At 45.4% G+C, this 15224-nt stretch carries 11 protein-coding genes; 8 read left to right on the plus strand and 3 right to left on the minus strand.

Translation table 11 applies throughout. The annotated features are described in order from the left end of the window. Positions 1-63: 63 nt before the first annotated feature. The 4 genes from J0L83_10925 (at position 64) to kdsB (ending at position 3534) form a co-directional block, all read left to right on the plus strand. Complete coding sequence (locus tag J0L83_10925) at positions 64-516, plus strand: response regulator (protein ID MBN8665083.1); 453 nt, start codon at positions 64-66, stop codon at positions 514-516. 112 nt (positions 517-628) lie between these two features. Further along, on the plus strand, positions 629-1744 hold the full coding sequence (dnaN, locus tag J0L83_10930) for a DNA polymerase III subunit beta (protein MBN8665084.1): 1116 nt from the start codon (positions 629-631) through the stop codon (positions 1742-1744). 198 nt (positions 1745-1942) lie between these two features. Then, positions 1943-2782 (plus strand): sterol desaturase family protein, encoded by an 840-nt coding sequence (locus J0L83_10935; GenBank protein ID MBN8665085.1) that lies wholly within the window; start codon positions 1943-1945, stop codon positions 2780-2782. Positions 2783-2808: 26 nt separating this feature from the next. Continuing rightward, on the plus strand, positions 2809-3534 hold the full coding sequence (gene kdsB, locus J0L83_10940) for a 3-deoxy-manno-octulosonate cytidylyltransferase (protein MBN8665086.1): 726 nt from the start codon (positions 2809-2811) through the stop codon (positions 3532-3534). Between the two features lie 717 nt (positions 3535-4251). On the opposite strand, the gene asnS is transcribed toward kdsB, so the two are convergent. Then, a complete protein-coding gene (asnS, locus tag J0L83_10945; GenBank protein MBN8665087.1) occupies positions 4252-5703 on the minus strand; it encodes an asparagine--tRNA ligase in 1452 nt (483 codons plus the stop codon). Between the two features lie 280 nt (positions 5704-5983). Here asnS and rho point away from each other — a divergent pair, with 280 nt between their 5' ends. The 4 genes from rho to pdxH all read left to right on the plus strand — a co-directional run bounded on the left by rho (position 5984) and on the right by pdxH (position 12641). Then, a complete protein-coding gene (rho, locus tag J0L83_10950) occupies positions 5984-7585 on the plus strand; it encodes a transcription termination factor Rho (GenBank protein ID MBN8665088.1) in 1602 nt (533 codons plus the stop codon). 179 nt (positions 7586-7764) lie between these two features. Beyond that, on the plus strand, positions 7765-8781 hold the full coding sequence (locus J0L83_10955; protein ID MBN8665089.1) for an efflux RND transporter periplasmic adaptor subunit: 1017 nt from the start codon (positions 7765-7767) through the stop codon (positions 8779-8781). A gap of 20 nt (positions 8782-8801) precedes the next feature. Continuing rightward, positions 8802-11870: an efflux RND transporter permease subunit gene (locus tag J0L83_10960; GenBank protein ID MBN8665090.1), complete on the plus strand. Its 3069-nt coding sequence runs from the start codon at positions 8802-8804 to the stop codon at positions 11868-11870. Between the two features lie 120 nt (positions 11871-11990). Further along, a complete protein-coding gene (gene pdxH, locus J0L83_10965; GenBank protein ID MBN8665091.1) occupies positions 11991-12641 on the plus strand; it encodes a pyridoxamine 5'-phosphate oxidase in 651 nt (216 codons plus the stop codon). A gap of 37 nt (positions 12642-12678) precedes the next feature. On the opposite strand, the gene J0L83_10970 is transcribed toward pdxH, so the two are convergent. Next, positions 12679-13644, minus strand: a complete 966-nt coding sequence (locus J0L83_10970; protein ID MBN8665092.1) for a transketolase family protein — start codon at positions 13642-13644, stop codon at positions 12679-12681. A 71-nt stretch (positions 13645-13715) separates the two neighbouring features. After that, positions 13716-15161: an SLC13/DASS family transporter gene (locus tag J0L83_10975; GenBank protein MBN8665093.1), complete on the minus strand. Its 1446-nt coding sequence runs from the start codon at positions 15159-15161 to the stop codon at positions 13716-13718. Between the last annotated feature and the right edge of the window lie 63 nt (positions 15162-15224).

Consider the following 15224-nt stretch of genomic DNA (forward strand, 5'->3'; position numbering starts at 1 on the left):
TTTAAGCAACACCGCATACAACAAAGGTATCTTTGCCTCGTTAATCCGTACAAACCTTTTGCTATGACGATGATTGATGAAATGGCGGCCCTGGCGGCAAAAGACAATTTCGATGTTTGTCTCATCGATGATGATCATATCTATCAGTTCACAGCCAGAAAAATGCTGGAATCAACGGGACTGGCGAGACAGATCTACTCTTTCTACGATGGTGAAGCAGCAATCAGGTATCTCAGCAATGAGGATACGATCAGCCAGAACAAAGTACCGGATGTAATCTTTCTTGATATCAATATGCCCATCATGGATGGCTGGCAGTTTCTGGAAGAATACAAGAGTGTAGCAGCTAAAATGCCCAGACCTGTAACCGTGTATATGGTGAGTTCTTCAGTAGATATCTTCGATATCCAGCGGGCACAGCAAATGGCTGAAGTGAGCGATTACCTGATCAAGCCTATGCCACGCGAAAAATATCGCCAGCTCATTGACGGCCTGAAGCGCCTCTCGGCAAATTAAGCGCCTATTCACAACTCATTCACATCTGTTTTCCAACCGCTTAGGCGGCCCAATTCGCTTTTGACGGATAGCGAGTTTTACAGTAGGTTTGTTGCTATCTAAAAGTAGACGAATGAAGTTTATTGTTTCCTCCTCCTCCCTGCTGAAACACCTGCAACAAATCAGCGGTGTAATCAACTCCAATACTGTTTTGCCGATTCTGGAAGATTTTCTGTTCGAAATTCAGGATAAGAAACTCAGCGTTACCGCCACCGATCTGGAAACCGTGATGCGTGTGCAGATGGATGTGGAAAGCAAGACAAATGGCAAAGTGTGTATTCCTGCCAAGATCCTGATGGATTCTTTGAAGAATATCGCTGATCAGCCACTGACATTCAACATCGATAAAAACTTTGGCGTAGAAATCACCAGCGATAACGGTAAGTATAAGGTGATGGGCGAAAACCCGGATAATTTCCCTAAAGAACCTACTGCTGATGATACCAATGGTTTCACCATGAGCAGTAGTGCTTTGGTGACAGCCATCAACAAAACCCTGTTTGCGGTAAGCAATGACGATTTGCGTCCTGCCATGACAGGTGTGTTCTTCGAATTGCTGAAAGATGGCGTACAGTTTGTGGCCACCGATGCACACAGATTGGTTCGTTACAAGCGTACTGATGCGAAAGCACCTAAGACAGATTCATTCATCGTTCCTAAAAAACCTTTGACCCTCTTAAAGAATGCTTTGCCTGATAACGATGATGAACTGCAAGTGAGCTATAATAGCAACCACCTGTTTGTAAACCATGGCGAAACACAATTGATCTGTCGATTGATTGATGCCCGCTTCCCAGATTACAAAGTGGTGATTCCTGCCGACAATCCGTATAAGCTTACTGTAAACAAAGCCGATTTCCAAAGTGCCCTGCGCCGTGTAAGTGTATTCTCTAACAAGAGCACCAATCAAGTTGCCCTGAACATTACCGGCAGCGAATTGCAGATGGCTGCACAGGATGTTGACTTCAGCTTTGAAGGTAATGAGCGCATGGGTTGCCAATACGATGGCGAAGACCTGCAGATTGCTTTCAACGCACGTTTCCTGATTGAAATGCTGAACGCAGCGGATACAGATGAGGTGAATGTAGAACTGTCAACACCCACCAAAGCCGGCTTAATCAAGCCAACAGAGCAGGCAGCCAATGAAGACCTGCTGATGCTGGTAATGCCGCTGATGCTGAACAACTAAGTTGTATCAACCTCTTTCATAAAAAACCCCTTGCGCAAGCAAGGGGTTTTGTTTTTGTATGGTTCGGTGGTGAGGACACCACAGAGGGCCACTGTGCCTCACCGCAAGCACACAATCGCTTATGTTGAAACCGAAAAAGCTTCTTGTCAAACAATCCAATCAGATAATTTGTACTTTCATCTGTAAGAATTGTTTGCCATGACAGATGCCATTATTCAGTATTTCTCCAATCTGGAGCAAAGACCATTAGAAAGACTCGCCATTCTTGTAGGCGGATTGTTGTTTTTCTGGATTATAGAAGGTTCTATTCCTCTTATGCCGCTGCGCTATAAACAAAACAAATGGCGTCATGCAGCAGTGAATTTTGGTTTCACCTTGATTCATTTGATCATCCATACTTTTCTGGCCCTTATCATCATTCGCATTAGCGATTGGTGTAAGACCAATGAGTTTGGTTTGGTCTATTGGTTGAATGCAGGTATCTGGACAACCGTGCTGATCGCATTCCTCACTTTAGATTTCTTTGGCGGCTGGTTGGTGCACATGACTGAACACAAAGTGCCTGTGCTCTGGCGCTTCCACGTCGTGCATCATGCAGATAACAATGTTGATGTCACCACAGGCTTGCGCCACCATCCGGTGGAGAGCATTTTGCGCGGACTGTTTTTCTTCATGGGCATTATTGTTTCCGGCGCGCCTATGTTTGCCGTTATGATTTTTCAAACCATCTTAATTGTGGCTACTGCGTTTACACATGCCAATATTCGTTTACCCAAACAGTTGGATGCCGCATTGAGCTGGGTACTCGTGTCGCCCAATATGCACAAAGTGCATCATCATTGGAAACAACCCTATACCGATAGCAATTATGGTGCAGTATTGTCAATCTGGGACAGATTGCTAGGCACTTTCATGAAATTGGATGCGGCTCAAATTCGATATGGGTTAGATCGCTACTATCCTAACGAGAAAGATGAGCAGTTTGGAGAACTACTCACAAAGCCTTTTGGGCATATGGACAAGACGCCTGTTGCCTGATGGCATTCAGCGGTTAACTTTGCGCCATGAAGCAAATCGCCATGATTCCGGCCCGTTATGCGGCCACGCGTTTTCCCGCTAAGTTGATGCAACAGCTCGGCAACAAAACGGTGATAAGGCATACTTACGATAATACCATCGCCACAGGTCTGTTCGATGAAGTGGTAGTGGTTACCGATAGCGATATCATCTTCCATGAAATTACCCAGCATGGCGGCAAAGCCGTGATGAGCAAACGCACACACGAGAGTGGCAGCGATCGCATTGCAGAAGCTGCTGCAGATATGGACGTAGATATTATCGTGAATGTACAGGGCGATGAACCCTTTGTGAAGAAAGCGCCACTCGAAAAGTTATTGCAAGTATTTCAAGGCGAAGACGGCGCGCAAGTACTAGTAGCATCTTTGATGCAGGAGTTAAAGGACGAAGCATTGATCAAAGATCCCAACTATGTAAAAGTTGCTGTAGATAGAAATATGAATGCACTGTTCTTTTCCAGAAGTGTGATTCCTTATCCAAGAGATGCAGCAGCGGCGAAACTATATTACGAACATATTGGTGTGTATGCTTTTCGCAAACAGGCTTTGTTGAATTTTACTTCCTGGCCCATGACACCATTAGAAGCTGCAGAAAAAATTGAATGTCTCCGCTACCTCGAATATGGTGTGTCCATTAAAATGGTGGTAACAGATTATATGGGTGTAGAAATTGATACACCGGAAGACTTGGCAAAAGCGGCGAAGTTGTTGTAATGTAAGTGGTAGTTGTTATTTAAAATTTTCTCCAAAAAGTTTTACCGCAGAGTCGTACAGTCAAGAGAGTTTGCGCAGAGAAAATCAATTTGAGATTTATTATTTGAGATTTGATATTGAAGCGGATTTTTTACTTAACCGCAAAGGCGCTAGGACACAAAGATTCGCGAGGAAATCTATTTGACATAGTCTTAGCGACACATCGCGGCATAGCGTTTATCTTCCGAAGCTTCAGCGGTTTACCATCCATAGCTTTAGCGATTTACCAACCAAAGCCATGGCGTAGGTTGGAGGATGGAGGTAGGCCTTGGCGGTGAAGTTTTTAGAGAACAGAAGAACAAGGAACGGAGAATGCTCAGAATGTATAAGCCAGCAGCTAGCTTTTCTCGCAAAGCGCGCAAACACTTTTTTAGCACGCAAGGTGATTACCAAGAGCATTGTGTGCCTAATATCCTGGCGAGCTTAGCGTGTAACTTTTTACCGTAGAGAAATCAATTTGAGATTTCGCTAGATGGTTTTACCGCAGAGAACAAGAGTTAAGAGAGTTGGCGCTGAGGGTTAACTATAAAAAACTCTGCGCAACCTCAGCGATCTCTGCTGCTCCGCGGTTAAATGAATAACCAGTAGTCAATAACCACAAACTAATAACCAGCAATCACAAACTATCAACTATGGTCCATCAACCATGAGCCATAAGCTAAAGCCAAAAGACCATTTTTAGAATTCGCAATTCTTGGGCGTACGTGCAAACGCAATTACATCGCGGATATTCGTCATGCCGGTTACGAATTGTACCATACGTTCAAAACCCAATCCGAAGCCTGCATGCGGTACCGTACCAAAACGGCGTGTATCCAAATACCAATCCATTTCTGCTGCAGGAATATGGAATTCTTCCATGCGCTTGAGCAGGTTCTCTAATCTTTCTTCACGCTGACTACCACCCACAATTTCACCAATGCCTGGTGCCAGAATATCCATGGCTGCAACGGTTTGTTTGCCTTCCTCACAGCCATCATTCAAACGCATGTAGAATGCCTTGATGGCTGCAGGATAATTGGTCACAATCACCGGCTTCTTGAAATGCTTTTCTACGAGGTAGCGCTCATGCTCACTCTGCAGATCAATGCCCCATTTTACTTCGTACTGGAATTTCTTTTTCTTGTACGCAGGGCTGTTCAATAAAATATCAATGGCTTCTGTGTAAGTAATTCTTTCAAATGCATTGTTCAGTACAAACTCTAACTTTTCAATCAAGCCCAACTCGCTGCGCTTGTCTTGTGGCAATGCTTTTTCTTCTTCGGCCAAACGCTGTGCTAAGAACTCCAGATCATCTCGGTTGTTATCCATCGCAAAGCGAATGATATACTTGATGAATTCCTCTGCGAGGTTCATATTGTCTTCAATATCATAGAAAGCCATTTCCGGTTCGATCATCCAAAACTCAGCAAGGTGACGGGTTGTGTTAGAGTTCTCTGCACGGAATGTTGGTCCAAATGTATAGATCTCACTAAAAGCCATGGCACCCAATTCGCCTTCGAGCTGTCCGCTTACAGTAAGGTTGGTGCTCTTGCCAAAGAAATCTTCTTTGTAGTTGATAGAACCATCTTCATTGCGTGGTGCCGTTCCATCCATCGGTAAAGTAGTAACGCGGAACATTTCACCTGCACCTTCTGCATCACTTGCAGTGATGATGGGTGTGTGCAAGTACACAAATCCTTTCTGGTGAAAGAATTGGTGAATGGCAAATGCCAATGAATGTCTTACGCGGAATACTGCGCCGAATGTATTGGTACGAAAACGTAAATGTGCTTTTTCGCGCAGAAATTCAAGACTGTGTTTTTTGGGCTGCAAAGGATAAGCTTCCGCATCGCTATCGCCCAACACTTCCAGCGACTTGGCCTTCAGTTCAACAGTTTGTCCCTTTCCTAAGGAAGCCACCAGCTCACCGGTAATCTTGAGGGATGCACCTGTGGTGATGCGCTTCAGGGTAGCATCATCGAGTAGGCCCAATTCTACCACTACCTGCAGGTTATTATTGGTGCTACCATCATTGAGCGCAATAAACTGGTTGTTACGGAAGGTGCGCACCCATCCCATTACGGTAATTTCCTGATTAGCCGGCTCCATCGCCAGCAAAGCCTTGATCCTGGTTCTGTTGTTAAACATGATTGCTTGCTTTCGGGCGGCAAAGATAACCAAACTCGCCGCCGCACAAGGGTTTGCCCATCGCCATTGGCATAAAAAGCCGTGAAAAATGGTTTTTTTCTCAAAAAACTGCCTAACATTGCAACGGAAACCAGCTGAGCCTCCGAATATCCCTCGGCAAACATCAGTGATTCTTCCCCGGTTGCCCCGGCAACTCGTCTCAAACAAAAATCTGTTTTATCTCCACCTTCCTTACGTAAATGCATTATAGGCAGGTATTGATTTCATTTGAATATTGATTATGTACGACATTTTACAACTGAACGACATGCTGCTGCCCGAGCTGCTGGACATAGCCGAGCAACTGCAGATTGCTAACGCCAAGAAACTCAACAAGCAAGACCTGATCTACAAAATCCTTGATAGTCAGGCCGTTCAATCTAGCGACGCCAAAGATGATGGCAAGAAAAAACGTGGTCGCAAACCAGCTACCGTGGTGGCTTCAACCGGAAACGGTAGCGAAGAAGCCGAGGTAATGGGCGAAGAAGCTGCAGCCGAAGAGCTGAAAGGTCGCCGCGGCCGCAAGCCACGCATTGAGAAAATAGCGCCTGCTGCAGAAGCGGCTGCGCCCAATGCCAATAGCACTTCAGAAGAAAGCGCTGAAAAGCCTGCTGACAATATCAGTTCTTTGGCCGAAGCGATGCTGGCTGCCACAGAAGACCAACCTGCACCACAACCCGCTGTGAGACCACAGTTCAACAGAAAAGAACCTGCATTCAATGTGGAGTTTGATGGCATGATTCAGGGTGAAGGTGTATTGGAAATGATGCCTGATGGTTATGGTTTCCTGCGTTCTTCAGACTACAACTATCTCTCTTCTCCGGATGATGTATATGTATCTCCTTCTCAGATCAAGTTGTTTGGTTTGAAGACAGGTGATACCGTGGTAGGTTATGTGCGTCCGCCGAAAGAAGGTGAAAAATATTTTGCCCTGCTGAAGGTTGACAGCATCAATGGTAAGCGTCCGGATGAAGTACGCGATCGTGTACCATTCGATTACCTCACGCCATTATTCCCATACGAGAAACTGAATCTCTTTACAACGCCAAGTAATTTCAGCACACGTATCATGGACCTCTTTACCCCTATTGGTAAGGGCCAGCGTGGTTTGATTGTAGCTCAACCGAAAGTGGGTAAGACCATGTTGCTGAAAGAAGTGGCCAACGCCATTGCAGCCAATCACCCTGAGGTTTACCTGATGGTGGTGCTGATTGATGAGCGTCCGGAAGAAGTTACCGATATGGAGCGCAGCGTACGTGCAGAAGTATTGGCTTCTACTTTCGATGAGCCAGCTGAAAAGCACGTGAAAGTATCCACCATCGCGCTGCAGAAAGCTAAGCGTTTGGTAGAATGTGGCCACGATGTGGTGATCCTGCTGGATTCTATCACGCGTCTGGCGCGTGCCCACAACACCGTAGCACCAGCATCTGGTAAGGTATTGTCTGGTGGTGTGGAAGCAAATGCCATGCAAAAGCCCAAGCAGTTCTTTGGTGCTGCGCGTAAGATCGAGAACGGTGGTTCACTCACTATCCTGGCAACGGCCCTGATTGATACAGGTTCTAAGATGGATGAAGTGATCTTCGAAGAATTCAAGGGTACCGGTAATATGGAATTGCAGCTGGATCGTCGTTTGGCGAACAAGCGCATCTTCCCTGCGATTGACCTGGTGGCTTCATCTACCAGACGTGATGATCTCTTGCTGGAAAAAGATGTGTTGGGCCGCATGAATATCCTCCGACTGTATATCAACGATATGAATACCGAAGAAGCGATGAGCGAACTGCTCAAGCGCATGCGTGGTACCAAGAGCAATGAAGAGTTCCTGGCCAGCATGAACGGTTAATCAATCTAAATACTTCTGTCAAAGGCGATGCAATTACTGTATCGCCTTTTTTGTTGCGTCTCTAGCGCAGCCATTCATCCAATCTCTTGCATAAAAGCGGGGCTGAATACGTTAATTTTACGACTCCTAAAGCTTCAACATTGATCAGACATTCCTTATTATGCGCAGGTTTAGCCGTATTGCTGCTCAGCATCGGCTGTAAAGAGAAAAAGAAAGAAGCGCCCAAACAACAGGGCCCCAATGCAACGATTGTAGATGTGATCATTGCCAGTACTCAGGCAGTATCCAATACAGTAGAGGCCAATGGTACCGTGATACCGGCAGAATCCATTGAAATCAGACCAGAAGTAAGTGGCCGACTCACTTTCCTGAATATTCCTGAAGGCGCCAGAGTAGCAAAGGGCACTGTGCTCGCACGCATCAACGATGCAGACCTGCAGGCACAACTCAGCAAAACCAAATCTCAATTAGATCTGGCTGAGAAGAATGAGGCGCGCTTGCGCAAACTGGTAGCCATAAACGGTATCAATCAGGCAGATTATGATGCAGTGCTTACACAAGTAAACAACCTGAAAGCAGATATCGATTTTTACAAAGCACAGATTGAGAAGACGTATATCAAAGCACCATTCGATGGTTTGCTGGGTCTGCGACAAGTGAGTCCCGGTGCTTATGTAACACCTGCGAATATTTTCGCAACCCTGCAACAGGTAGATCGTTCCAAAGTAGATTTTACGGTACCCGAGCGTTATGCTGATTATATCAGAAAGGGTGCTACGATTCAAATCACCGCAGGTGCGCAAAACAATAAACGTAGTGCTACAATCATTGCAACAGAACCAGAGATCAACGCTACTACGCGTAACCTGAAAGTGCGTGCAACGGTGAATGGTGCACCCATTCAACCAGGTAGTTTCGTGAAAGTGTATCTGAATGCAGGTGGCAGCAATAGCAGTATTCTGGTGCCCACCAATAGCATTATTCCGGATGCGCGTTCTAAGCAAGTAGCTGTGGTAAAAGATGGAAAGGGGTTGATTGTAAACGTTGAGACGGGTTTACGCAGCAGCGGATTTGTAGAAGTAACCAAGGGTTTGAGCGTGGGCGATAGTGTGGTGGTAACAGGTGTACTCTTTGTGCGCCCCAACAGCAATGTAAAAGTGCGTAGCGTAAAGCAACTGAAAGACATTCTTCAATAAAGAAACTGGAGTAGAAGGGTATGAATATTTCTGAATTAGCATTGCGCAGGCCGGTACTGGCCACCGTGATGAACTTACTCATCATTTTATTTGGTGCGGTAGGTTATACATTTCTGGCTGTGCGCGAATATCCGGCAGTGGATCCGCCCATTATTAACGTGCGTACTTCTTATGCCGGTGCCAACTCTGATATCATCGAAAGCCAGATTACTGAGCCTTTGGAGAAATCCATCAATGGTATTCAAGGTATTCGCAATATTTCTTCTTCCAGCTCTGTAGGTAGCAGTAATATCACTGTTGAGTTTAACCTAGATGCAGATCTCGAAGCAGCTGCGAATGATGTGCGCGATAAAGTGAGTCAGGCCATACGTAGTCTGCCACAAGATTTGGATGCGCCACCCGTAGTAAGTAAATCGGATGTAGGTGGCGACTTCATCATTCTCCTTGCCGTGCAAAGTGCGAGCAAGAGTTTATTGGAGCTGAGTGATTACACAGAGAATGTTTTACAGCAACGTTTTCAAACCATTCCAGAAGTAAGTGCGGTAAACATATTCGGACAGAAGCGCCCAAGTATGCGTATCTGGTTTGATCCGGACAAACTAAATGCCTACAACGTTACCTTCAGCGATGTGCGTAATGTGCTGAACAGAGAGAACGTAGAAATTCCTTCCGGAAAAATTTATGGTGATAAGACAGAGATGGTCATTCGCGCCATCGGTCGATTGAGTACAGAAAAAGATTTCAGTGATCTCATCATTCGCGAAGATGCCAATGGCATTGTTCGTTTGAGTGATGTAGCAAAGGTGGAGATTGGTCCTGAGAATGAAGAGTTTAGCTGGCGCTTGAATGGGGTGAATGCAGTGGGTATTGCCATCATTCCGCAGCCGGGGGCTAACTATATCAAAATTGCTGATGAGTTTTATAAGCGATTAGAAGATCTGAAGCGCACACAGAAAAGTGATGTGCAGATGACTACCTTGATTGATACAACGCAGAATGTTCGTCGCTCCATCCAAGAAGTAGAAGAAACCTTGCTGATTGCATTCAGTCTGGTGGTCTTGGTAATCTTGTTCTTCTTCAGAAACTTCATGATTGCTATTCGTCCGCTGATTGATATTCCCATTTCATTGGTGGCTACTTTCTTCATCATGTATATCGCCGGCTTCTCGGTGAATGTATTAACGCTGTTGGGTATTGTACTGGCAACCGGTCTGGTGGTGGATGATGGTATTGTGGTAACAGAAAACATCTTCCGAAAAATGGAGATGGGCTTGCCGATCAAGAAAGCAGCATTGGAAGGCAGTAAGGAAATCTTCTTCGCGGTTATCTCTACTTCTATCACACTGGCAGTGGTGTTCATGCCCGTAATCTTCTTACAAGGTTTTGTAGGTAGTTTGTTCCGCGAGTTTGGTGTAGTGGTTGCTGGTGCGGTATTGGTATCTGCATTTGTATCATTGACTATTACGCCAGTATTGAACGTATTGCTCACACGTAAGAAAGGGCATGGTAAGTTTTACGAGAAAACTGAATTCATTTTCCGTGGTATGGAAAATGGCTACAAGAATATGCTGGCAAGTTTTCTGCGTGTACGTTGGATGGCTTGGGTGATTGTGGCTTTGTGTGGTGCAATGATCTTTTATGTAGGAAAGAATCTGCAAAGTGAGATTGCACCATTAGAAGATAGAAGCAGTATTCGTTTTCAGTTAAGCGGTCCCGAAGGTGCGAGTTATGGTTATATGGTGGAGACGGGCGATCGACTGATCAGCTATTTGTCTGATTCTATCAAAGAGAAATCATTTGTGTTTGCTGCTGTGCCCGGTTTTGGTAGTAGCGGTGTAAATAGTGGTACTGCGCGTTTGAAACTGGTAGAACCAGAAGAGCGCGATAAAACACAAAGCGAGATTGCACGTGAGTTGAGTAAGAAGCTGGCACGTTTCAACAATGTGCGCATCTTCCCCGTTGAAGAACAAACCATCTCTATTGGTTTGGGTTCACGCGGTTCATTGCCGGTGCAGTTTATCGTACAGAATCTTGATTTCAATAAAATTAAAGAAGTGGTGCCCAAGTTTTTGGATGAAGCAAGAAAAGACAAAACCTTCCAAAACGTTGATGCGAATTTGAAATTCAATAAGCCGGAACTGCAATTAACCATCGATCGTATCAAAGCGCGCGATCTGGGTTTGAATATTGCTGATGTGGCCGATGTGGTATCCAGCGCATTCAGCGGCCGACGTATTGCTTACTATGTAAGTAATGGCATGCAGTATCAGGTAATCGCACAGGTGGAACTGGCTGATAGAAAAGATCCTGCATCTATTGAAAAGTTGTATGTGCGCAATAGTCGCGGTGAAAATATTCCCATCACTTCTGTGATCAAGATGGAAGAGAATTCAAATCCGCCTACACTCTATCACTTCAATCGTTTTAAATCAGCTACTATCTCCGCATCATTGGCTGAGGGCAAGACCATTGGTGATGGAGTAAAAGCCATGCAGGCCATTGCAGATAAATTATTGGATGAAAGTTTCTCAACAGACTTAAGTGGTCCGTCACGCGATTTCCGCGAGAGTTCATCGAATACCAGTTTTGCCTTTGGTTTGGCATTGATTCTGATTTACCTCGTATTGGCTGCGCAGTTCGAAAGTTTCAAAGATCCATTTACCATCATGTTAACGGTACCGCTTGCGATGGCTGGTGCTTTAATCAGTCTGTGGTTGTTCGATCAAACACTGAACATCTTCTCACAGATCGGTATGATTATGCTGATTGGTCTGGTAACCAAGAATGGTATCCTGATTGTGGAGTTCGCCAATAAGAAGCGTGAATCCGGTTTAGGTAAAACGGAAGCTGTGCTGGAAGCATCCACACAACGTTTACGCCCGATTCTGATGACGAGCTTAGCAACTGCGCTCGGGGCTTTGCCAATTGCTTTGAGTTTAGGTGCAGCCGCAACCAGCCGTATGCCATTAGGTATTGTGGTGGTAGGTGGTCTCTTATTCTCACTGGTATTGACTTTGTTTGTGATTCCTGCGGTATATACCTATATCAGCTCCAAACACGGAACCAAGCACACCACGATTTCAGAATAAAGAAATGATTGATACTTAGCAGGGGTTGTTGAACAAACAACCCCTTTTTTATGCGCTACTGATAATTGTCAGACTTAGGCAGGGCAATCATTGCGTAATTTCGCTGTTCAATCCCGGGTTATGCATACACATCAAGAAATTGCCGATTTACGCAGAGACTATAAACTGAAAGCACTGAATGAAGCCGATGTGGCGAAAGATCCGTTTGCACAGTTCGGCCATTGGTGGCACGATGTGATGGATAGCAAGATTGATGAACCCAATGCCATGACAGTAGCAACTGCTAACGCACAAGGCATACCCGCTGCACGTATTTGTTTGCTAAAAGGATATGATACCAATGGTTTTGTATTCTTCACGAACTACAATAGTCATAAGGGACAAGACCTCGCTGCCAATCCACATGCATCATTGGTGTTTTTCTGGAAGGAGTTGGAAAGACAAGTCTGCATTGAAGGCCGCGTAGAAAAACTATCCGATGCAGACAATGATGCGTATTTCTTCTCCCGCCCTGCGGGCAGCAGAATTGGTGCATGGAGTTCGCCACAGAGTCAGGTGATCGAAAGCAGAAAAGTAATTGAACAAAACTATTTGCAATACGAAGAGCAATACGGAACAGATAATATTCCGCGTCCGCCACATTGGGGTGGATTTGTGGTGAAGCCACACACGGTAGAGTTTTGGCAGGGACGTAGTAGTCGCATGCACGATCGTATTCGTTACACCTTGCAAGCAGATGGTAGTTGGAAAGTTGAAAGACTAGCACCTTAAAATAAAAATCCCCCCGCAATACTGCGGGGGGATTTTTTTATGCTTTTCTGCTCATTACTTTTTCTGCAGCAGCTACAATATTCGGTGTATCTAAGCCGTACTTCACGAGTAATTGATTGGGTGTACCACTTTCACCAAAGGTATCGTTGGTGCCGATATACTCAATAGGAATGGGACAATGACGTGCTGCCACTTGCGCAATGCTATCACCCAAACCGCCTAATACATTATGCTCTTCGCAGGTAACAGCACATTTGGTTTTGCTGATAGAGCGAATAATGGCTTCTTCGTCCAATGGCTTAATGGTGTGAATATTGATCACTTCAACACTGTACCCTTTTGCTTCTAATTGCTTACCTGCTTCAACTGCCTTCCACACAAGGTGACCGCAAGCGAAAATGCTCACGTCTTTTCCTTCGCTCAGTTGTTGTGCTTTACCAATCACGAAATCGCTACCATCTTCTTTGGTGAAGTTGGCCCATTTTGGTCGGCCGAAACGCAGATAAACCGGACCTTCATAATTCGCGATGGCTTTGGTAGCGGCTTTGGTCTGGTTGAAATCGCAAGGCACAATCACCGTCATACCGGGCAACATCTTCATCAAACCGATATCTTCCAGAATCTGGTGGGTAGCACCATCTTCGCCCAAAGTCAGACCTGCATGTGATGCACAAATCTTTACATTCTTACCGCTATAAGCAATGCTCTGGCGAATCTGGTCGTACACGCGACCGGTAGAGAAATTCGCGAAAGTAGTGGTGTATGGAATTTTACCGCCGATGGTTAAACCGGCTGCAATGCCCATCATATTGGCTTCGGCAATACCGCACTGCACAAAACGATTGGGGAATTCCTTCATGAAGGGTCCCAGCTTGAGTGAACCGGCTAAATCTGCAGTAAGTACCACTACATTTTCATTGGCTTTTCCGGCTTCATATACACCCTCGCCAAAACCGGCGCGGGTTTCTTTTTCGTTGAGCAGTTGAATATCAGCGCATTTCATATTGATCGGGCTTTAATGGCGCTGCAAAGAAAAGGAATTTGCCCTTGTGCCTGTATGAAATCTCGATCCGATTAACGAATCGTGTGCACCAATACAGGAATTAAGTAATACGAAAACAGGGTGATGAGTACTGTGGCAATTAGGTTCATCACCAAACCCGTTTTCAGCATATCGTTCAGTTTCAATCGGCCGCTGGCGAATACGATGGCGTTGGGCGGTGTGCCCATGGGTAGCATGCTGGCGCAACTGGCCGCCAAAGTCATGGGGATACCTAAATAGAGTGGATCAATCTTGAGTGCATCGGCAATGCCTGCCATCACAGGTGCAAACACAATTACCTGTGCCACATTGCTCATTACTTCGCTGATGAAAATGGAGAGAATGGTGGTGGCGAAAATGAGCAAGAGCAGATTACTGCCCGAATAGCTGGCGATGAAATTACCCAGCTGCTGAATCAATCCTGCTTTCTCCAACTGATTGGCCAAACTGATACCGCCCCCGAATAACAACAAAATACCCCAGGCCATTTTTTGTGTATCGTGCCACTCCAGCAATTGCTTGCTCTCCGGCACTTGGGTATGACTTGGCACCAGAAATAGTGTAATGGCACCAGCCATGGCAATCATGGTATCATCCAATTTCACCACAGTTTGTGCGGCATTGATGAGGTCTTTGGTGATCCACAGTAAAGCAGTACCTGCAAAAATGATGAGCACTCTTTTTTCGGGGCCGGAGATTTTACCCATCTGCTGCAATTCTGTTTTAATGAGTGCTGCAGTAGCTGTATCATGTGCAATGCCATTGCGGAAGAGCCAACGCGTCATGGTCCAGTACAGCGTTATCATCAGCAAAGCGGCAATGGGTAAACAGAGCAGCATCCAGTCCACAAACTGAAATGTGTATTGGTATTTCTTTTCTAAGAAACCCACAAAAGCCACATTGGGTGGTGTACCGATAATGGTGGCAATGCCGCCGAAATTAGATGCATACGCTATCGACAACAATAAACAGATAGCCATATTGCCAATCTTGCCTTCACCCTTGTGGTTTTCTTCCATCACACTTACTACGCTCATGGCAATAGGATACATCATCATCGTGGTTGCAGTATTGCTCAACCACATGCTGAGAAAACCTGTGGCCAAAATAAAACCCAACACAATTCTGTTGCCACTGGTTCCGGTGATGCGCACAATATTCAATGCAATGCGTTTGTGCAGATGCCATTTCTCAATCGCCAAACCTATCATGAATCCACCCATAAACAAAAACACCACGCTGTTAGCATAAGGTGTTGCTGCATCTTCCATTTTACTAATGCCCATCAATGGAAACAACACCAATGGTATCAAGGCAACTACAGGCATAGCTGCTGCTTCGGTAATCCACCAGGTAATCATCAGCGCAGCAACAGCCAATACTTTTGCAGCTTTGGGCTCAAAGCCAAACGGATTAAAAAGCATGAAGGTAAAAAGCAGGATGCCCGCCAAAAAAGAAAGCTGTTGTTTGTTGCGCATGGACGAAAGATAAAAAACCCCCACGGTACCGTAGGGGTTTTTGCTATTTTTTATTGTAGCGCG

It is taken from the genome of Chitinophagales bacterium, assembly GCA_017303835.1.
In the GTDB taxonomy this organism is placed as follows: domain Bacteria; phylum Bacteroidota; class Bacteroidia; order Chitinophagales; family Chitinophagaceae; genus JAFLBI01.